The following is an 18,378-nucleotide window of genomic DNA, read 5'->3' on the forward strand; positions in this document are numbered from 1 at the left end:
CCGGGTTTTGATACGAGCTATTTTTATTCGGCATATTCCACCATAAGCATGGCAGGGATCATTGGCACAAAAAGAGTCCCCTACGGCTCTTCATCGATCCGGGTTTTATGTTAGGATTTGGAGCGATGATTACGCAAAAAGGACTGCTCGAGATATTCAATATAGTAACCCGGGTCATTTTTAATCTGGCACTGGTAGCCCTGCTCGTAGGGCTACTGGTAAGTGTAGGGCGAACCCTGCTGGAGCTGGGCCTGGCATTTACCCAGCCTACGGTGCGGCTTGGTTTGAAAGACCTGGTAACAAACGTTTTGTCGCTGGTGATTGTGCTCGAGCTGGTGCGGGCCTTTGTAGACTACTTCGAGTTCGATCGGATTCGGGCTGAAATTCTGGTGGAAGTTGCGGTGGCTTTTGTACTCCGGGAGATGATGCTGGGCTTGTTTGCAGGCGAGATCAAAGGTCTGGACGTTTTGGTTTGGAGCGCGGGCATTCTGGCCCTGATCGGGGCCAGGGCTCTGGCCATTGCCTTCCCTTATGGCAAGGAGAAAAAACATGCGGGTTGAAGAGAGTGTGCTGCCTGGTGTAGGACGGAAGTTTACCGTTACGGTTCGATCGGGTGACCGTCTAGTGATCGTAATTCACCACTCGGGCTCGAGGGAGCTTCAGTATTACGAAAAAGGCAACCCGGATGAGCCTGCTGCAGTGCTCGATTTGACCGATGAGGAGGCCCGAGAGCTGGGTGCCATTCTGGCCGGCGTTCTTTTTACTCCCGAGGCCATTGGCGATACCCAGGCCAAGCTGGCCCAGGATACCATCGAATGGATCAAGCTGGGGCCTGGAGCCCCCTGCGTAGGCCGCACAGTAGCGGAATTGCACGAGCAAGGAGCTCACCTCCTGGCTGTTCTACGTGAAGGGGAAGCCCTGATTCCCAATCCGCCTCCGAGCCTGTCCCTGAACGTAGGCGATACCCTGGTGTTGGCTGGGCCTCGGGGAGCAGTTGAGCGTCTGCGAAAGCAGATGATTGGGTAACCATGCATGAGTCCGTAACAGCCTTCGCCATCGCCACTTTACTGCTGGGATTGGGGGCTGCACTTGTTCATCGCTGGCACTTCCCGCCACTGGCGGCCTATCTGCTGGTAGGTCTTGCGTTGGGAGAGTTCCTGGATACTGAAAGCCTCGAGCCTCTCCCCTCTTTGGGCCTGCTGTTGCTGATGTTTTCGGTGGGCCTCGAGTTTGGCCCGGATCGCTTACAGCAGATGTCGGGCCGTGTTTTGCGTGCAGGGGGTTGGGATGCCCTGGCCCTCCCCATCGGGGTACTGGTGGGCTTGCTGGCAGGGCTTGATTGGAAGGGGGCCTTGCTACTGGCTGGGGTGATGTATGTTTCCTCCTCCGCAGTGATTGTCAAGCTTATTCTAGACCTGCGCCGGGCCGCCAACTCCGAGAGTGAAGTGGTGCTGGGGGTGCTGGTTTTTGAAGACCTGCTCATCGCCATACTGCTGGTCTTGGTACAGGGTGGAACAGGTCTTAGCTTTGCGGTGGTGGCAGGTCTGGTCGGGTTGTTGTGGCTACTGCTGCACCTGGGGGGTAGATGGCTTAATCAGCAGGTACAGCACCTGTCCGATGAGCTGGTTTTGCTGCTGGGAGCTGCGCTGGTTAGTGGTACCGCTATTCTATTCCACACCGTAGGAGCCTCAGAGGCGGTAGCAGCGTTTATCTGCGGGGTGCTGGCAGCTGGACTGGGCTTGCGCGAACGCTTTGAGCAACTGTTTGGTTCCGTGCGTGACCTGGGGGTGGCCCTCTTTTTTCTAACTGTAGGGGCTGAAGCCCTGGGGCTCTTGGACGCGGTAACAGTGGGAGTAGTGGGCCTGGCCTTGCTGGCGCTCCTAATCAAACTACCCCTCAACTTTAAAGGGGCGCAGATGGCCGGGCTTTCGCAGAAGAGAAGCGGCTTCGCAGCTATCTACTTGATTCCTCGAGGCGAGTTCAATCTCATTTTGGGGGCCATGGCCCTGCAACAGGGCTACCCCCTGGTAGGACAGGTGGCGGTGTTGCTGGTATTGGTTTCAATTCCGCTGGGCAGTCTGCTTATGCGCTTTGCCCCTTCCTGGTATGATGGACGCAGAAAATGATACCCATACGCGATTCTCTGTTATTTCATGGGCCTGCCCCGGCCACCAAGATCATTATTGTTCTCTGCGGCCTGGCGTTCTATCTTCAAATATCGTGGGGCTTTGAGGAGACCATAGCGCAATTTGGCTTTATTCCAGCCACGTTCTTTCTGGATCCTCTCGGGCAAGGCTACCGCCTGCTCAGCAGCATGTTTGTACATGGGTCGCTGGGGCACTTGATAGGCAACGTATGGTTTTTGTGGGTATTTGGGCCGGGGCTCGAGGGCCGCTTGGGCAGCTGGCGCTATTTAGGGCTTTACTTGTTGTCTGGAGTGGTTGCCGCCTTAACCCAGGCCCTGTTCACACCTGATCCCAGCCTGCCAATGGTAGGGGCTTCGGGGGCCATTTCTGGGGTGACCGGGGGCTATCTGATCCTGTTTCCCGGCGCACTTGTGCTTACGTGGATGTTTCCCTTTTTTTGGCTCTGGCTGCCCGCAACGCTTTACCTTGGATACTGGGCGACTATACAGCTTATCAACGCCCTGCTGGGCCTGCCCGGTGTCGCCTGGTGGGCTCATCTGGGTGGTTTTGTGGCCGGTATGGTGTTGGCTCGATGGTTCAGACCAAAGCGGAGCTACCAGGCCGTCCCCTACTGGGAGCACTGGTATTATTTTCGCTAACATGCACATAGGAGGCCTATGGAGATCTTCTTTCAGTTGTTCTGGCTGTTTTTTATCCTCTCGAGCCTGAGTCCTTACTTCAACCAGCAGATGCTGCTGGCTGCACGCGCTCGGCGAATTACCGATCTCGAGCGCAAACGCAAAAGCCGCGTCATCACCCTGATTCACCGACAGGAGGGGTTTTCCTTTCTGGGGATTCCGTTTGCACGCTACATAGACATCGACGATTCAGAGCAGGTTTTGCGTGCAATTCGCATGACTGACCAGAGCGTACCCATCGACCTTATCCTGCATACCCCCGGCGGGTTGGTACTGGCTGCCGAGCAGATCGCCGAGGCTCTCTTAAAGCATCCTGCCAGGGTTACGGTCTTCGTACCACACTACGCCATGTCGGGTGGAACCCTGATTGCCCTGGCTGCTGATGAAATCGTGATGGATCCCAACGCGGTGCTGGGGCCGGTGGATCCCCAGCTTGGGCAGTATCCAGCAGCCTCTATCTTGCGGGTTTTGGAGCAAAAGCCCATGGCGGAGATCGACGATCAGACCCTGATCATGGCCGATGTAGCCCGCAAAGCCCTGGCGCAGGTCAAGCGCACGGTGGCCGGCCTCTTGCGCAAACACTTTGACGAGCAAAAAAGCCAGGAGCTCGCCGATCTACTTTCGCAGGGTACCTGGACGCACGATTACCCCATTAGCGTTGAGGAAGCCCGCAGCATGGGCCTGCGGGTATCCACCGAGATGCCCATAGAGGTTTATGAACTCATGGGTATGTACCCTCAGCCGCGGGGTGGAAAGCCCAGTGTGCAGTATGTGCCCCTACCCTATGGGCGAGAGGAGCCTAGGTCTGGGCGGCGCTGATTGCTGCCAGGTTCCCTCAGCTCGTAACCAAAGGACAGCCAGCCAGTACCACTGCTGTGTGCAAATTGTGTTTTCCGCAATTAACGCCCCGTAAGGAGGTCGCTTAGCCTTCAAAAGGCGGCTGTTGGAATTCGGTTTCATACGCATTTCGGTAGTATCGTTCACTTTGACAAGCCTAAACGATACTACCGAAATGCTTTTCTACTCCCTTCGGTCGGCTTGAATCCTTCACCTCTGACTCGTCCAACGCTGAAGGATTCAAGCGGAAAGGGTATCACTTTCTGAAAACTGCTCTAATCCGCTTAGAATAAAGTTTATGTTGAAGGCCGTTCCCGGAACCAGCGACATTTTCCCCCAAGCCAAAGACTATCCTTTTCGTGAGCCGGTATTTCGGTACATCACCACAACCGCAGAGGAAGTGTTGCGTGGGGCTGGGGCCCAGATGGTGCATACGCCCATTTTCGAGTACCTCGAGGTCTTCCAAAAGGGCGTGGGACTCACCTCGGATATCGTCGTAAAAAAGGAGATGTACGTACTCGAGGATCGGGGTGGGCGGCTGCTGGCCTTGCGCCCCGAGCCTACCGCGGCCATCGTGCGGGCTTACAACGAGCACGGCATGAAAGTCTGGCCTCAGCCGGTGCGGCTTTTTACCTGGGGGCCTATCTTCCGTGGCGAGCGCCAGCAAAAAGGCCGCTACAAGCAGTTTCACCAGGTCGATTACGAGGCGCTGGGTTTGTCAGATCCCTTGCTCGATGCCGAGGCCATTGCTCTGATGGTACGTATCTATAAAACCCTGGGCCTCAAGAACCTCGAGGTCAAACTAGGCTCAGTGGGTGATCCCGAGGATCGCCTTCGTTACAACCAGTATCTGCGTACCCTGTTTGAGCCGTATACTCAGGCGCTATCGGAGGACTCGAGGGTTCGACTAGAAGCCAACCCCATGCGCATCCTGGACTCCAAAAGCGAGCGCGACCAGCAAATTATTGCCGAACTCCAACCCAAACCTATGCTGGAGTTTCTGGGCCCCGAGGCCCGGGCTTTCCATGAGCAGGTATGCCGATACCTGGCCGAACTCGGGGTACCCTTTAGCATCGATCCCAGTATGGTGCGCGGCTTGGATTATTACGTGCGAACGGCCTGGGAGGTGCACCATACAAGCATTGGGGCAAAATCGGCTCTGGGGGGTGGGGGGCGGTACGATGGCCTGTCTGAGATGCTGGGTGGCCCGCCGGTTCCGGGGGTGGGTTTTGGCATTGGTATAGAGCGAGTAGCCATCGCCCTACAAGAAGAAGGCGTACCCATCCCTGCCGACCCTTCGCCTACTCTCTACCTGGCTCCCCTGGATGAAGCTGCAAAAATCGAAGCGCTGGTTCTGGCCGAGCAGTTACGGCCAAAAATTTATGTTGAAATAGGCTATGCCCCAAAAAGCCCTCGAAAGGCTCTTGAGGACGCCCTCAAGAAAGGGGCGCGGTATGTGGGCTTTCTGGGTGAATCTGAGCGAGCCAGGGGTGTAATTACCCTCAAGCATCTGGAAAGCGGTAAGCAGACTGCGCTCGAGCCCCTGCAGTTGCACAGCTTGTTTGAAGGCCCGGAACCCAAGTAGGCTTGGACTAAACGCCACGGGCTTGCTGGTTGCGCTTGACATGGCTCCAGGCGTGGGCAATGGCCTGGTCGGTGGTCTCAAAGAGGTGGTGACCATTGGTGGTTATCTCGTCTAGGAGGCCCATGCGCTCCAGTACCTGCTTGGGCTGTGGCTGAAGGCCCGAAATTAGGAATTTAATCCCTCTCCGCTCGAGGGCTTGCTTCATGGATAGCAGTGCGTTGGCACCGCTGGCATCAATCACCTTAACCCGCCTCATACGCAGAATCAGGACATCTACCTCAGAAACCTGAGTTAGGCTGTTGATAAACTCTCCTGCTGCAGCAAAGAACAACGGGCCGTCTACCCGGAAAGCCACCACCCGCTCGCGCAGAAGGTCATGATCGACATCTAGGTGCGCTGGTATTTGTGGAGCCAAGTCCATGGGTTCTAGGCTCAAAGAGTTTTTCATGCGCTGAACAAATAAAATACCCGCGAGTGCAAGCCCGACCTCGATGGCTAGAATCAAGTCGAAAGCCACCGTCACTGCCATGGTTGCCAGCATGATACTCAAGTCGCTTTTGGTAGAGCGCAAGATGGCTTGTACAGCTTCCCACTCCACCATGCGAACTGCTACAACCATCAAAATACCCGCCAATGCAGCCAGGGGAATTATCTGTGCCAAGGGGCCCAAGGAAACTACCACGAGAAATAAAAACACCGAATGGATAATGCCGGAAAGCCTGGTTTGCGCCCCAGAGCGCACGTTGACGGCTGTGCGGGCAATTGCTCCGGTGGCAGGAATACCTCCAAAAATGGGGGCCAGTATATTGGCCAGGCTCGAGCCGATCAACTCGCGATCCGGGTCGTGCTTTTCCCGGATGGTCATGCTATCGGCTACCACAGCCGAAAGCAAGGTTTCGATGCCCGCCAGCAATGCTACGGCTAGTGCCGGGCTAAATAGCAGGCTTATATCGGAAAAACTCCAGTTGGGCCAGTGCGGCGCCGGCAGGCTGGACGGGATGGGGCCAATGCGTGGAACCTCGCGAAACAGCAGGCTCACCAACGTGACCAGAACAAGGGCCACGATGCTACCAGGGATGTGCTTGATGTAGCGGTTCCACAGCAAGATTAGACCTATGGTGAGGGCAGTCAGGAAAAGCGTTGTGAGCTGGGGTTGCAACAGGTAGGCCCGGAAGGCCTCGAGGGTGGTCGGCAAAATATGTTCGCCTTTAGGCGTCGCAACACCCAGCAAGGCCGGGATTTGTTGCAGAAAAATAATGATGGCGATGCCATTGGTGAACCCAATGACCACGGGGTAGGGAATCAGTTGAATTAGACGGCCAAAGCGCAATAGCCCCAGTACCAGCAGAATCAGCCCGGCCATGATGCCCACCAAAAAAATTTTGTCCACCCCATACTGCGCAATTATGGGCAACAGCACCACCGTCATAGCTCCGGTTGGGCCGGAAATGTTGTAGCGCGAGCCGCCAAAGGCAGAGCCGGCCAAACCTGCTACGATTGCGGTAAACAGCCCCGCTGCGGCCCCTGCGCCGCTGGTCACACCGAATGCCAGCGCCAGAGGCAGGGCCACCACGCCTACCGTAAGACCTGCCAGCAGATCCTGCTGGAAGCGTTGCAGGTTGTACTCGGCCAGTTCATGCCGCCAGGCAGGAACAGGATTGAGCAGCTCGAGCGACTTAAAAAACTGAGTGACGCTGGGGTTGGGGTTCATGGCCGTACTTTTTCCTCCTGGCGAATCTGCTCCAGCTTTGCCCAAGGCTGGGCTAGTTGGCGTTCGAAAATGGCCCGGCCCAGGTCCAGAAAGGTATAGACATCGGGATCAACCGTACGGTAATACACCGTGGTACCTTGCTTGCGTGTCTCCACAAAGCCCCGTTGGCGCAAAATGGAAAGCTGCTGTGAGACTGCGGGCTGGTCGGCCTCGAGTTCGTCCACCAAGGTACCTACACTCTTCTCCCCTGTTCGCAGAGCATCCAGTATGGCCAGGCGTAAAGGGTGGCTCAGTGCCCTGAAGAATTCTGCTTTGAAGCGGTGCAGGGCCGAGTTCATAGTTGCCACCATTATATACATACAATCATATATAAAGATATTATTTGTATATGCCCGTTGAATTCTAGTAACTATCTGACTATTTGTGCAATCTATCACGATAATAATCACTCGTGAGATAATTACCTAAAATAGACAGATCAAGCTCGGTCGCCGATTGCTTTGAGAAGTCTTTAGAAAAAGGTATGCTAAAGCCTATGCGTCGTACGCTTTATTGCGGCAACTTGCGCGAACAACATGCAGGACAAAGGGTAGTGCTGGAAGGCTGGGTCAACCGCCGACGCGACCTGGGGGGTTTAATCTTTATAGACCTGCGAGACCGCGAAGGAATTGTGCAGGTGGTGGTTCACCCCGACAGCGCGTGTTTTGCCGAGGCCAACCAGGTGCGCTCGGAGTGGGTGGTGCGCATCGAAGGGGTGGTACGCAAACGCCCTAGCGAACAGGTGAACCCCAAACTGCAGACCGGCGCGGTCGAGGTAGCCGCGGAAGGGCTCCTAGTGCTCTCCGAGGCCAGGACGCCGCCATTTCCCATAGATGCCGGCTGGCGCGGTGAGGCCGACCAGAGTGTGAACGAGGAGGTGCGTCTAAAGAACCGCGTGGTGGATCTGCGCCGCAAGCGTCTGCACGAGAACCTGCGCTTGCGGCACAAGGTGATTGCAGCCATCTACCGCTTCCTCGATCAGGAAGGGTTTATCAGCATCGAGACCCCCTACCTGACCCGCTCCACCCCCGAAGGTGCGCGCGACTTTCTGGTGCCCTCGAGGCTCGAGCCCGGCCACTTCTACGCCCTGCCTCAATCGCCTCAGCTCTTCAAGCAGATGCTGATGGTGGCTGGTTACGACCGCTATTTCCAGATTGCCCGCTGCTTCCGCGATGAAGACCTGCGGGCCGATCGCCAGCCCGACTTCACCCAGCTTGATATGGAGATGTCTTTTGTTACGCAGGAAGACATCATCTCGCTCAACGAACGGCTGGCTGCGTATATCCTGCATGAGACCCTGGGACAGAAGCTCGCCCTCCCCTTCCCCCGCCTAACTTATGCCGAAGTAATGAACCGCTATGGCTCCGACAAGCCCGACCTGCGCTTTGGGCTAGAGCTACAGGACGTAACCGAGGCCTTCAAGGGGGGCGAGTTTCGCGCCTTCACCAGCGCCGAGGTGGTCAAGGCCCTGGTGGTGCCGGGCCTGCTCTCGCGCCGGGAGATCGAGGAACTCGAGGCCCTGGCAAAGACCAAAGGCGCGGCGGGGCTGGCTTGGGCCAGGTTTGAAAGCGGTGTGCTTTCAGGCGGGATTGCCAAGTTCGTACCTCCCAGTCTGCTCGAGAAGCTTGCTGTGCAGGAAGGGCAAACGCTTTTGTTCGTGGCAGGCCCCTGGCGAAAAGCAGTCGAGAGCCTAGGGCTGGTACGGCTCGAGCTCGGTCGTCGGCTAGGTCTGATTGAGTCAGGGTTTAAGTTCTTGTGGGTGGTGGATTTCCCCCTGCTGGAATGGGATGAGGAAGCAGGCCGCTGGACCTACATGCACCACCCTTTCACCAGCCCAAACTTAGACGATTTGCATCTGCTCGAGGCTAATCCCGGCCAGGTGCGAGCCTATGCCTACGACTTCGTGCTCAATGGCAGCGAGATAGGTGGCGGCTCCATTCGCATACACCAGCGAGACCTGCAAGAGCGCATGTTTGCGCTGCTGGGCATTCGCCCAGAGGAAGCCCAGCAAAAGTTTGGGTTCTTGCTCGAGGCTTTGTCTTACGGAGCACCCCCGCATGGAGGGATTGCCTGGGGGTTGGATCGGTTTGTGGCTCATTTGGCTGGTGAGGAATCCATACGCGAGGTGATTGCTTTCCCCAAGAATAAAGAGGGGAAGGAAACCCTTACCGGCGCACCCGCCCCGGTCGACGAGGCCCAGTTGATCGCGCTCGGATTAGCGTTGCGGGATAATACCAAATTATGAAGCCCATAAATCACAGCCATATGGAGTCCACCGGTGCGAGCCTTGTATGGATCGAAATGGGCTTGATCCCCGTCCTGAAACCAGCATCCAGTGTGAGCGCTGAGGGAACCCAAATTCTCCGCAAGAGGGGGAGGCCTGGTGTCTAAGTCAAATCATCGCGTACCGTACCTGTTGGCCGATGCCTTTACCGAGGTGTCGGGTGGGGGTAACCGGGTAGCCTTGGTGCTGGACGCACGCGGATTGACCACAGAAGAGATGCAGCTGGTGGCTGTCAAGTTGGGACAGCCCCAAGCTGCATTCATAACTGACTGGGAAAATACGAGTTTTGACGTGCGCTTTTTTGCAGCCAACGGCGAGGTGGAGTTTAGCGGTCACGCTGCCGTAGCCCTGGCGTTGGCTTTAGCAAGAGAGGATAAGCTGCCAGGCACCAGCAAGCTGTATCTTCGCACCATTGGAGCCTCGCTTTTAGCCGAACTTTCGGAGGATCGAGCTTTAGTACAGAGCCCAAGTCCTCGTTTTCGCGACCCCCCTTCCTGGAAAGTGTTGCAAGAGTTCATCGAGGTAATGGGGGCCAACGAGCGTTACCTGCATCGGGGTCTACCCTATGGCATTACGTTTACTGGGTTGTGGACATTGTTTATGCCGGTTGTAGCACCAGGACTGGTGGATGCCCTCGAGCCTGACATGGAACGCCTGGCCGCACTTTCGAATGCCCTCGAGGTCGCCACGGTTCACGTTTATGCCCCATATGGTCCTCGACGCTTTTATGCCCGTACTTTTGCTCCCGCCTTAGGCATCCCAGAAGATCCCGTCACCGGATCACCCAACGCAGCTCTGGGCGCTCTACTGGCCCGGGCCGGAGTGGTGCCACGCTGGGAGGGCGAAGTGAATCTGACCATCACTCAGGGTCACCGCATGGGCGGCCCCGGACAGGTGGATGTTCGGGTTGAGTACGGGCCCGCAGGAAACATTCTGGGGGTGTTTATTGGGGGTACTGCAGTAATCGCCGAGCGTGGTGTGGTGGAGCTGGGTGGGGAGCCCAACTGATCTGGGTTCTTGAGTTGGATTCCCCTAGCAAAACGGCTCCCTTTTGAGGTGACGCGTGATCAACAGGCTGGTTTAGCGCCATGAAATCATCTGTTCAACTCGTACTAGTGGACGTCGACGGTACGCTATATGGGCCAGAAGGCGTACCCGAGTGCGCCTGGAAGGCTGCCCGGCGAGCAAAAGCAGCCGGGCTACACCTATCAATATGCACCGGGCGTCCTGGACGTGGCTTCGCGCTTCACTACGCCAAAGAGCTCGACCCCGAAGGGCTGCACATTTTTGAGTCGGGTGCCGTTGTTGTCTCGGGCTTAGGTGAGGTGGTTCGAGCCTCGACCCTGCCTCCGGTGGCGTACCGAAGGCTTCTCGAGCTAAGCAGAGCCTACGGCATACCCTTTGAGGTTTATACCGCCACTGGCGGCTTTTTCCGCGAAAGCACACACCCCGATCTGCTTTTTCACGAAAACATGCTGGGCTTATCTGCCCAGCAGAAGAACCTGGGTGAGATAAGCGATGGGGTGGTACGGGTACAGTATGTCTGGCGCCCTTCCCCTGCTTGGCAGGCGGTACGTGAGGAGATCGTTCGAATGCCGGAGATCGAGCTACACGAGGCCACCAGCCCGGGCATGCCGGGGGTGGTGTTTAGCTCGGTCACGGCGGCCGGGGTCTCCAAGCGAGCATCTGCCGAATGGGTAGCTAAGCAGCTGGGGCTAAGCTTGAGCCATTGCGCCATGGTGGGCGATGGGGAAAACGACCTCGAGCTTATTCAGGCGGTAGCCCTCGGTATTGCCATGGGTAACGCTCCGGATAAGGTCAAGCGGGCTGCCCAGCGGGTGGTGGGAACGGTGGAGGCGTGCGGCCTCGAGCAGGCTTTGGATATCATTCTTAGTGAAGTGGTTTTGTACTAGATTGTGCATATTTTCACGATAAAATAAGTTTGTGAGAAAAGTATCCAGTGAAAGGTTCTCATGATCAAACTCATCGCACTCGACCTCGATGGAACCTTCTATGCAGGCCGAAGCCTGGGGGTTCCTGAATCAGCCTGGGAAGCCGTGGAAAAAGCACGCTTGCAGGGCATTAGGTTCGCTGTGTGTACAGGGCGGCCCCAGGGAGGCTATGGGCTTTTATATGCCAAACGATTAGAACCCAACGGCCCACACGTCTTCAACGACGGTGCCTCGGTGTGCAACGCCAAGGGGGAATCGCTGTTTGCTCATCCGTTGCCACACCTGACCGAACTGGTGGGGTTAGCCCGGAAGTATCGATTGCCCTTCGATCTGATGGGGGCTGCAGGTGGCCGCTATTACGAGGAAGATCTGATGCCCCCGGAACTGCTCTCACACATCGAAATTACAGGCGTTGAAGCCCGATCGGCCCTTGCTGAGGAGATTGAGGAAACCCTGGTACGGCTGTGGTTTGTTGTAAGCGACCCAAGTCTATGGGAAACCGTCAGACCTGAGCTATCAAGCATGCCAGAAATAGACCTGGCCGAGTACAAGAGCCCCCGTGAGGTAATTACTGGGGTAATCCGCAAAAGCGTTACAAAAGCCACGGGCTTGCACTGGTTAGCTGAGTATTACGGCATATCTCTCGGTGAAATAGCCATGGTTGGTGATAGTCATAACGACCTCGAGGCCATCCGAGAGGCTGGCTTAGGTATTGCCATGGGCAATGCGGTAGATGAGATTCGAGCCATTGCCGATCACATCACCGGCCATGTTCGTGAACATGGCTTCGCCGAGGCAATCGAGTACATTCTGAGGTTTAATCGGCGCTCTTTGTAGTTAGCTTTGTTCTTCGAACCCAGCGTCGATTTATCCACTACGGAGCGAGGAGCAAAACTTCCCGTGAGGTACTACTCTGAAAAGGTATGCTAGGGATATTCTTCCCTTTCTTCATATCGAAACTGGTGTCACCATGACCCTATGTTTGGGATTCGCGACCCAAGGCTCGGCGCTTTGGTGATCACCATGTTTACCCCTTTCGCGTTACAGCTGCTGGGTTGGGCTGGCACTCCACTCGGTGGAGGGCCCTGCGGGGCCATTGGATTAGATCAGCTCCTGCTCGAGCAGCCCCAAGCCTTCTTTTATGCGCAAATCATGCTATGGGGAATTGCGTTGCTCATGGCTACAGGTTTTTTTATTTTGATGCTTGGCTTCATGAGCAACGGCTCGGTTTCCAGTTCTCAGGCCAGACCGTTTGTACTGTTGGGTCTCGCAATTAGCAGCACCACCGCACTAATTTACCTATTGACGCGTACAACTGGCCTTCCCGCACCAAGCTCTATTGGCTGGCTGATGGGTGGCCCTGAACCCCTAGATATCATTGGGGTGCTGGTATTGGCAGTACTTGTTGTTAACAGTTTTCTTGCATTGCAGTGGCTCAATAAAACCAAAATCGGCCAGGGCGATGCACCTGCTACACCGACTTGAGTTTAAGTTTCAGCTCTACAGACCGGAGGCAAATAAATGGTGTTGAGGACTCCAAATTGTGTTAGCATGTACATCCGTGACAACTATCTCTGGAGGCCGTTGGGTAGCCGAAATTTACGGCTGCAACCTGGAAGTGCTGGAGAATCCCAAATTAGTTGAGCTGGCGCTACGCGATGCTGTGCTCAAGTTAGGAGCGCCTCCGGGAAGCGTGCAGTCTACTGTGTACAAGTTTTATCCCCAAGGCCTTTCGGCGGCCATACTCTCTCCTGTAGCTGCGGTGATGATTCACACCTGGCCCGAGGATAATGCCTCAGCAGCACTCGACCTTTATTTTTATAAGCACGATGTGGATCCCGAAGCAGTGTTGCGGGGCCTGGCAAGGGCCTTTGGGGCTCAGGAAGAGTCGGCCTTTCGCTTTTGGCGTGGAGGCGAGCATGAAATCAAGCGTCGTGTACAGGAAGCGCGCAGCGATGTAAGGTGAGTAGCTGTTGCTATCACCGCCAGCCAGAGAAGTCTAAGAAGCCATAAAGGTGGCCTTAGCGCCCCAAAACCACATCTGGAGGAATCGGTATGGAATACGGTATGTACTACCTCGAGCAGGTCACGCCTTACGAAGCCATCTATCGCCGCATGGATAAAGTACTGGCCGCTGGACGAACCAAATTTCAGGATTACTTTATCTTTCAGTCTGGCGGTTTCGGCAAGGTGCTGGTGCTGGACAAAGACGTACAGTCTACCGAGCGAGACGAGTACATCTACCACGAGACCCTAGTCCACCCAGCTATGCTGGCTCATCCCAACCCCCGCTCGGTGTTTATTGTCGGCGGCGGTGAAGGGGCCACATTGCGCGAAGTTTTGCGACATCCGAGCGTAGAAAAAGCCGTAATGTGCGACATAGACGATGAGCTAGTAGCCATGGCCCGTACCCTGCTTCCTGAGTGGCACCAGGGGGCCTTCGACGATCCCAGAGCTTTGGTAATTACCGAGGATGCTAGGGGCTGGCTGGAAAATCATCCCGATACCTACGACGTTATCATCGTAGACTTGAACGACCCTATCGGCGAGGATAATCCGGCCCGTATGCTCTTCACGGTGGAGTTTTATGAATTGCTCAAGCGCCGCCTTAATCCTGGCGGCCTGATGGCCATGCAAGCAGGTATGATCCTGCTCACTCATCACAAAATGCACCCGGTAGTACACAACACCGTTCGGCAGGTTTTCAAGCATACCCGTAGCTACCGTAACTATATTCCCGGTTTCATGCTCAACTTTGGTTTTATCGTGGCCTCTGATGCCGTGGACATTACAGGTTTGAGCGAGGGCGTACTCGAGGCCCGTATTCTGGAGCGACAGCTTTCACTCAAGCACCTCGATGCGCCGTTCATCGAGGCCATGTTTGTTTTGCCGAAAGACCTCAGAGAAGCCATTGCAGCGGAAAAAATGGTCTCGAAGGACGCCGCGCCCTTCTGGCTCACCGAAGAGGGTGAAGCGCGCCAGGTCAGCAGTTAGTTGCAGAAGGCCTGGGTATCGAGCTTGCTGGAGAATCTCCATATCATCCTTTTTTTCACCGTAAAGGCATAGAATCTAAGTCATGCAAAGGACTCTTTTCGCCATAGTTGCAATCCTGGCTATCGCCATCGCAGCCGTTCTATTTCTGGTCTTGCGCCCAAAGCCCACCACAAGCGCTACCGATGCTGTCGCCGGTGCGCGTTTTGTAATTGGCAGCCCAGATGCCAAGGTTACTGTAGTGGACTTCTCTAACTATCTCTGTGGCCACTGTCGCGACCATGCCAACGATGTGTTCCCGCTCATCAAGCGCGACTATATAGACACCGGGAAAATTCGATATGTATTCCGCGATTTTCCCTTTGGCGGACAGGAAAATGTCATCCGGGCTGGAGAGGCTGCTGCCTGTGCGGCCGATAACAATCTGTACCTCGAGTACCACGAAGCGCTCTTTCGGGCTCAGATGCAGTGGGCCGGTCTAAGCGGAGAAGCCCTCGATAACTACTTCGCCGACCTGGCCGGGCAAATCGGAGTTGCACCAGCAACTTTCTTGCAGTGCCTTAAGTCGGGCAACAAGCGGGCTGGCGTTCTGGCCGACCAGAAACTGGCCACCGACCTGGGGCTGACCGGCACCCCCACCTTTATTGTGAACGGGGAAAAGTATACCGGTCAGCGGCCCTATGAAAGCTGGAAAGAGATTCTAGATAAGGCCCTGGCAGGCCAGTCCGGTGGCAGCGACCAGGGGGGCGCCAGCAGCCCCGCCAAGCCTTAGACTTCCACCTTCCACTTGGGGCCTTCGCGGGTATCCTCTACGACCACCCCCAGCTCGGTTAGGCGTTCGCGGATACGATCCGACAGGGCAAAATTGCGGCTTCGGCGTGCTTCTTCCCGGATCTCCAGCAGCAGCTTTACCAGGCCGTCCAGCAAGTCTCCACCGAGTTGGTTTTCCAGCACCCGCGCTGGAAACAGCCCCAACACCCCCTCGCCCAGCTCCCTGAAGACTTTTTCGGCTCGAGCCAGGCTTTCCTTGCCAGGCCGCTCGGCCAGGGCTTTGTTAAGCTCGGTGACAAACTTAAAGAACGCGGCGATAGCCTGAGGGGTATTCAGGTCGTCGTCCAGGGCTCGAGCAAACTCAAGCTCGAGCTCCTCTACAGCCCTTTCCAGCCCTGGGTGCCTGCCGTGGGGAGCGGTGTGTTGCAGCCGGTGCACCTCGCGGTAGGCGTTCAGCAGGCGCAGGTAGCCGTTCTTGGCAGCCTCGAGGCCCTCGTCGGTAAAGTCCAGCACGCTGCGGTAGTGGCTGTTAAGCAGGTAGAAGCGGATGTACATGGGCTCGTAGCGCGCCCGGAGTTCGGCCAGGGTGATGAAGTTGCCGGTGCTCTTGGCCATTTTCTGCCCGTTTAAAAGCACGTGGTAATGGTGCATCCAGTAGCGGGCAAAAGGGTGGCCAGCGGCCTCGGCCTGGGCAATTTCGGCCTCGTGGTGGGGGAACTGCAAGTCCACGCCCCCAGCGTGAATATCGAAGCCGTCGCCCAGGTACTTGAGGCTCATGGCCGAGCACTCGATGTGCCAGCCCGGAAACCCCACCCCCCAGGGCGAGTTCCAGCGCATGATGTGCTCGGGCTCGGCCCGCTTCCAAAGGGCAAAGTCGCGGGGGTCTTCCTTCTCTTCGCGCACCTCGACCCGCGCCCCGGCCTCCTGTTCCTCGATGTCACGGTTGGAGAGTTTGCCGAAGGCGGGCCAGCTTTTCACCCGAAAGTAGACCGAGCCGTTGACCACGTAGGCGTGCCCCCGCTCGAGCAGGGCTTCCGTAAGCTCGATTTGTTCGGGGATGTGCCCGGCGGCCCGGGGGCTGATGTCGGGACGGAGTACGTTCAGGGCCTGCATCTCGTCGAAGTAGCTCCACATGTACTTCTCGGCTATTTCCATGGGCTCGAGGCGCTCGAGCTTGGCGCGCCGCTGGATTTTGTCCTCCCCTTCGTCGGCATCGTCGGTCAGGTGGCCCACGTCGGTGATGTTGGAAACAAAGCGCACCTTATAGCCCTGGTGTCGCAGCCAGCGCCGCAGCACGTCGTAGACAATGGGGCCGCGGGCGTGCCCAAGGTGCGGGTCGGAGTAGACCGTGGGACCGCAGACATAGATGCCCACGTAGCCCGGTGTAGCGGGTACAAAAGGTTCTTTTTCGCGTTTGAGGGTGTTGTAAATCTGTAAGGACATCTTTATCTCCTTAGCAATATTCAGCTTGTGGGCAGCAGTCCTAAGAAAAACGCCGGGCTGGCGGCCTGTGGCACACCATGACCCCGGCGGGATCGTCTGCTTAACATCGGAGAGCAAACATAGCTGGAGTATAGCACCTCAAGCCGCGGTGCAGCGCTCCTTAAGGCCGCGCAAAAGGTCGTCTATGTTTTCCTGCATGAGTTTTTTGACCAGTTTTTGCAGCAAACCGCCAAAGATGGGGATGTTGAGCTCGTACTCGAGCTTCAGCACTGCCCGGGTACCCTCGCCCTCGGGCAGGAAGGTCCAGGAACCCCGGTAGACGTCAAAGTCGCCCTCTTTGCTGTCGAACTCGTTGCGCAGCTCGGCGTCGAACCAGCGCTCCTCCTCGATCCAGTGCACTTTTTTGCCCATCGCCACCGCTACAAACTTGGTGCGCGAGGTGCTTCCGTGGTCTTCCAGCACCTCGAGGGTCTCCACGTCCTTGAGGTAGGGTTTGAGGCCGGCCAGGTCGCGCGCCGCCGCATAGACTTCCTTGGGGGGTTTAGGAATGTAGAGTTCGGAGATCACTTCTGGCATAGCGCTAGTTTATACCGGTTCCGCTTGAACTCTTCGCCTTTGGGTGTAATCAAGTGAACGATGCTGCCGGAATGCGTATTACAGGCAAACCATCCGGCCATAGGGTAGGCTGTGAGCCATGTCCCACGATTTTGAAGAGAAACTCCGGCGGCTGGCTGAGGTAACAGTCAAGGTGGGGATTGGGCTACAACCGGGCCAGAAGCTCTTTATCAACGCCAACCTCGAGGCCCTGCCGCTCACCCGGCGGGTGGTGGAGGAAGCCTATAAGGCGGGCTCGAGGCTGGTGGTCACCCAGTTCTACGACGAACAGCTCAACCTAGCGCGCTACCGTTATGCCCCGCGGGACTCTTTCCAGGAGTACGCAGGCTTTATGGTGGAGGCCCGGCTCAAAGCGCTGGACGAGGGCTACGCCTGGCTGAGCATTCTGGCCGACGACCCCGAAATACTACAGGGGCAAGACCCTGAGCTAACCCGTCAGGCTTCGCAAACAGCGGCCCGGTACAGCAAGCCCTTCTCGGATCGGATTAGCGGGTTTGCCACCAACTGGTGCATTGTTGGGGCCGCTTCTCCGCGCTGGGCCCAGAAGGTTTTTCCGGGCGAGCCGCCAGAGCAGCAGATGGAGAAACTGTGGGAGGCCATCTTCAAGGTAAGCCGGGTAGACCAGGCCGACCCCGTGGCGGCCTGGCAGGCCCATCTGGACAGCCTCGAGCACCGCGTACAGCAGCTCAACGCCAAGCGCTACGCCGCCCTGCACTTCCGGGGGCCCGGCACCGACCTGCGGGTGGGGCTGGCCGAGGGCCATCTCTGGGCGGGTGGGGCCGGTCGGGCCCAGAACGGGGCCCGCTGCGTACCCAACATGCCCACCGAGGAGGTGTTTACCACCCCCCACCGCGAACGGGTGGAGGGTTGGGTGCAAAGCACCAAGCCCCTGAGCCTGCACGGGAACTTGCTCGAGGGCCTCCGGATGCGCTTCGAGCAGGGCCAGGTAGTCGAGGCCCACGCCGAGCGGGGCCAGGAGATCCTGACCCACCTGCTCCAGACCGACGAAGGGGCAAGGCGGCTGGGGGAGGTGGCGCTGGTGCCCCATAGCTCGCCCATCGCGCAGTCGGGGTTGCTCTTTTACGAAGCCCTCTACGACGAAAACGCCGCCAGCCACCTGGCCCTGGGCGCCAGCTACGACGAATGCCTGCAAGACGGCCACCGCTTATCCCCCGAACAAAAACTGGCCGCCGGGGCCAACGATAGCCTGATTCACATTGACTGGATGATTGGCTCCGAACACGTGGATGTGGATGGGATTACCCAGAGCGGCGAAGCCGAACCCTTGATGCGAAAGGGCGAATGGGTGGACTGATACCGTTTCCG

At 57.0% G+C, this 18,378-nt stretch carries 19 protein-coding genes; 15 read left to right on the forward strand and 4 right to left on the reverse strand.

The features are described from left to right. The first annotated feature begins 125 nt into the window (after window positions 1–125). The 6 genes from Q0X18_RS05945 to hisS all read left to right on the forward strand — a co-directional run bounded on the left by Q0X18_RS05945 (window position 126) and on the right by hisS (window position 5,246). Window positions 126–560: a phosphate-starvation-inducible PsiE family protein gene (locus tag Q0X18_RS05945; protein WP_297559718.1), complete on the forward strand. Its 435-nt coding sequence runs from the start codon at window positions 126–128 to the stop codon at window positions 558–560. Beyond that, window positions 550–1,026, forward strand: a complete 477-nt coding sequence (locus Q0X18_RS05950) for a cation:proton antiporter regulatory subunit (protein WP_297559720.1) — start codon at window positions 550–552, stop codon at window positions 1,024–1,026. Before Q0X18_RS05945 ends, Q0X18_RS05950 begins: the two co-directional genes overlap by 11 nt. A gap of 2 nt (window positions 1,027–1,028) precedes the next feature. Beyond that, a complete protein-coding gene (locus tag Q0X18_RS05955) occupies window positions 1,029–2,126 on the forward strand; it encodes a cation:proton antiporter (RefSeq protein WP_297559722.1) in 1,098 nt (365 codons plus the stop codon). Continuing rightward, entirely contained in the window at window positions 2,123–2,785 is a 663-nt protein-coding gene (locus Q0X18_RS05960) for a rhomboid family intramembrane serine protease (protein ID WP_297559725.1), read from the forward strand. The genes Q0X18_RS05955 and Q0X18_RS05960 overlap by 4 nt, the downstream gene beginning before the upstream one ends. Before the next feature lie 18 nt (window positions 2,786–2,803). Next, window positions 2,804–3,643: an ATP-dependent Clp protease proteolytic subunit gene (locus tag Q0X18_RS05965; RefSeq protein WP_297559728.1), complete on the forward strand. Its 840-nt coding sequence runs from the start codon at window positions 2,804–2,806 to the stop codon at window positions 3,641–3,643. A gap of 316 nt (window positions 3,644–3,959) precedes the next feature. Beyond that, entirely contained in the window at window positions 3,960–5,246 is a 1,287-nt protein-coding gene (hisS, locus tag Q0X18_RS05970; RefSeq protein ID WP_297559731.1) for a histidine--tRNA ligase, read from the forward strand. A 7-nt stretch (window positions 5,247–5,253) separates the two neighbouring features. Here hisS and Q0X18_RS05975 read toward each other — a convergent pair whose 3' ends face one another. Together Q0X18_RS05975 and Q0X18_RS05980 are read right to left on the reverse strand one after the other, a co-directional pair. After that, a complete protein-coding gene (locus Q0X18_RS05975) occupies window positions 5,254–6,957 on the reverse strand; it encodes a SulP family inorganic anion transporter (protein WP_297559733.1) in 1,704 nt (567 codons plus the stop codon). Next, a complete protein-coding gene (locus tag Q0X18_RS05980; protein WP_297559736.1) occupies window positions 6,954–7,295 on the reverse strand; it encodes a metalloregulator ArsR/SmtB family transcription factor in 342 nt (113 codons plus the stop codon). The genes Q0X18_RS05975 and Q0X18_RS05980 overlap by 4 nt, the downstream gene beginning before the upstream one ends. A gap of 197 nt (window positions 7,296–7,492) precedes the next feature. Between Q0X18_RS05980 and aspS the strand changes: the two genes are divergently transcribed. The 8 genes from aspS to Q0X18_RS06020 all read left to right on the forward strand — a co-directional run bounded on the left by aspS (window position 7,493) and on the right by Q0X18_RS06020 (window position 14,995). Next, window positions 7,493–9,241 carry an aspartate--tRNA ligase gene (gene aspS / locus Q0X18_RS05985; protein ID WP_297559739.1) on the forward strand — a complete coding sequence of 583 codons (1,749 nt, stop codon included), beginning with the start codon at window positions 7,493–7,495 and terminating at the stop codon, window positions 9,239–9,241. A gap of 138 nt (window positions 9,242–9,379) precedes the next feature. Continuing rightward, the gene (locus Q0X18_RS05990; RefSeq protein ID WP_297559742.1) at window positions 9,380–10,288 is read left to right on the forward strand and encodes a PhzF family phenazine biosynthesis protein; all 909 of its coding nucleotides are present in this window, start codon (window positions 9,380–9,382) and stop codon (window positions 10,286–10,288) included. A gap of 80 nt (window positions 10,289–10,368) precedes the next feature. Further along, a complete protein-coding gene (locus Q0X18_RS05995) occupies window positions 10,369–11,193 on the forward strand; it encodes an HAD family hydrolase (RefSeq protein WP_297559745.1) in 825 nt (274 codons plus the stop codon). A 60-nt stretch (window positions 11,194–11,253) separates the two neighbouring features. Beyond that, a complete protein-coding gene (locus Q0X18_RS06000; RefSeq protein WP_297559749.1) occupies window positions 11,254–12,069 on the forward strand; it encodes an HAD family hydrolase in 816 nt (271 codons plus the stop codon). 141 nt (window positions 12,070–12,210) lie between these two features. Then, window positions 12,211–12,717: a hypothetical protein gene (locus tag Q0X18_RS06005; protein ID WP_297559752.1), complete on the forward strand. Its 507-nt coding sequence runs from the start codon at window positions 12,211–12,213 to the stop codon at window positions 12,715–12,717. Window positions 12,718–12,793: 76 nt separating this feature from the next. Further along, window positions 12,794–13,198 carry an S-adenosylmethionine decarboxylase family protein gene (locus Q0X18_RS06010; protein ID WP_297559754.1) on the forward strand — a complete coding sequence of 135 codons (405 nt, stop codon included), beginning with the start codon at window positions 12,794–12,796 and terminating at the stop codon, window positions 13,196–13,198. A gap of 89 nt (window positions 13,199–13,287) precedes the next feature. Then, the gene (gene speE, locus Q0X18_RS06015) at window positions 13,288–14,226 is read left to right on the forward strand and encodes a polyamine aminopropyltransferase (RefSeq protein ID WP_297559756.1); all 939 of its coding nucleotides are present in this window, start codon (window positions 13,288–13,290) and stop codon (window positions 14,224–14,226) included. Window positions 14,227–14,308: 82 nt separating this feature from the next. Continuing rightward, the gene (locus Q0X18_RS06020) at window positions 14,309–14,995 is read left to right on the forward strand and encodes a DsbA family protein (protein WP_297559759.1); all 687 of its coding nucleotides are present in this window, start codon (window positions 14,309–14,311) and stop codon (window positions 14,993–14,995) included. Here the strand turns inward: Q0X18_RS06020 and cysS are convergent. Continuing rightward, on the reverse strand, window positions 14,992–16,437 hold the full coding sequence (gene cysS, locus Q0X18_RS06025; protein WP_297559761.1) for a cysteine--tRNA ligase: 1,446 nt from the start codon (window positions 16,435–16,437) through the stop codon (window positions 14,992–14,994). The two genes, Q0X18_RS06020 and cysS, sit on opposite strands and share 4 nt — an antisense overlap. Window positions 16,438–16,575: 138 nt before the next feature. Continuing rightward, entirely contained in the window at window positions 16,576–17,013 is a 438-nt protein-coding gene (locus tag Q0X18_RS06030) for a type II toxin-antitoxin system RatA family toxin (protein WP_297559762.1), read from the reverse strand. 118 nt (window positions 17,014–17,131) lie between these two features. On the opposite strand from Q0X18_RS06030, the gene Q0X18_RS06035 reads away from it, so the two are divergent. Beyond that, window positions 17,132–18,367, forward strand: coding sequence for an aminopeptidase (locus Q0X18_RS06035; RefSeq protein WP_297559763.1), 1,236 nt, complete (start codon window positions 17,132–17,134; stop codon window positions 18,365–18,367). Window positions 18,368–18,378: the final 11 nt, after the last annotated feature.

The sequence above is a fragment of the Meiothermus sp. genome, from assembly GCF_026004075.1.
In the GTDB taxonomy this organism is placed as follows: domain Bacteria; phylum Deinococcota; class Deinococci; order Deinococcales; family Thermaceae; genus Meiothermus.

Excerpts from the sequence above, each read along its gene's own strand:
- Q0X18_RS05945 (WP_297559718.1), top strand. The coding sequence starts at position 126 with ATGATTACGCAAAAAGGACTGCTCGAGATATTCAATATAGTAACCCGG.
- Q0X18_RS05950 (WP_297559720.1), top strand. The coding sequence starts at position 550 with ATGCGGGTTGAAGAGAGTGTGCTGCCTGGTGTAGGACGGAAGTTTACC.
- Q0X18_RS05955 (WP_297559722.1), top strand. The coding sequence starts at position 1,029 with ATGCATGAGTCCGTAACAGCCTTCGCCATCGCCACTTTACTGCTGGGA.
- Q0X18_RS05960 (WP_297559725.1), top strand. The coding sequence starts at position 2,123 with ATGATACCCATACGCGATTCTCTGTTATTTCATGGGCCTGCCCCGGCC.
- Q0X18_RS05965 (WP_297559728.1), top strand. The coding sequence starts at position 2,804 with ATGGAGATCTTCTTTCAGTTGTTCTGGCTGTTTTTTATCCTCTCGAGC.
- hisS (WP_297559731.1), top strand. The coding sequence starts at position 3,960 with ATGTTGAAGGCCGTTCCCGGAACCAGCGACATTTTCCCCCAAGCCAAA.
- Q0X18_RS05975 (WP_297559733.1), bottom strand. The coding sequence starts at position 6,957 with ATGAACCCCAACCCCAGCGTCACTCAGTTTTTTAAGTCGCTCGAGCTG.
- Q0X18_RS05980 (WP_297559736.1), bottom strand. The coding sequence starts at position 7,295 with ATGAACTCGGCCCTGCACCGCTTCAAAGCAGAATTCTTCAGGGCACTG.
- aspS (WP_297559739.1), top strand. The coding sequence starts at position 7,493 with ATGCGTCGTACGCTTTATTGCGGCAACTTGCGCGAACAACATGCAGGA.
- Q0X18_RS05995 (WP_297559745.1), top strand. The coding sequence starts at position 10,369 with ATGAAATCATCTGTTCAACTCGTACTAGTGGACGTCGACGGTACGCTA.
- Q0X18_RS06000 (WP_297559749.1), top strand. The coding sequence starts at position 11,254 with ATGATCAAACTCATCGCACTCGACCTCGATGGAACCTTCTATGCAGGC.
- Q0X18_RS06005 (WP_297559752.1), top strand. The coding sequence starts at position 12,211 with ATGTTTGGGATTCGCGACCCAAGGCTCGGCGCTTTGGTGATCACCATG.
- speE (WP_297559756.1), top strand. The coding sequence starts at position 13,288 with ATGGAATACGGTATGTACTACCTCGAGCAGGTCACGCCTTACGAAGCC.
- Q0X18_RS06020 (WP_297559759.1), top strand. The coding sequence starts at position 14,309 with ATGCAAAGGACTCTTTTCGCCATAGTTGCAATCCTGGCTATCGCCATC.
- cysS (WP_297559761.1), bottom strand. The coding sequence starts at position 16,437 with ATGTCCTTACAGATTTACAACACCCTCAAACGCGAAAAAGAACCTTTT.
- Q0X18_RS06030 (WP_297559762.1), bottom strand. The coding sequence starts at position 17,013 with ATGCCAGAAGTGATCTCCGAACTCTACATTCCTAAACCCCCCAAGGAA.
- Q0X18_RS06035 (WP_297559763.1), top strand. The coding sequence starts at position 17,132 with ATGTCCCACGATTTTGAAGAGAAACTCCGGCGGCTGGCTGAGGTAACA.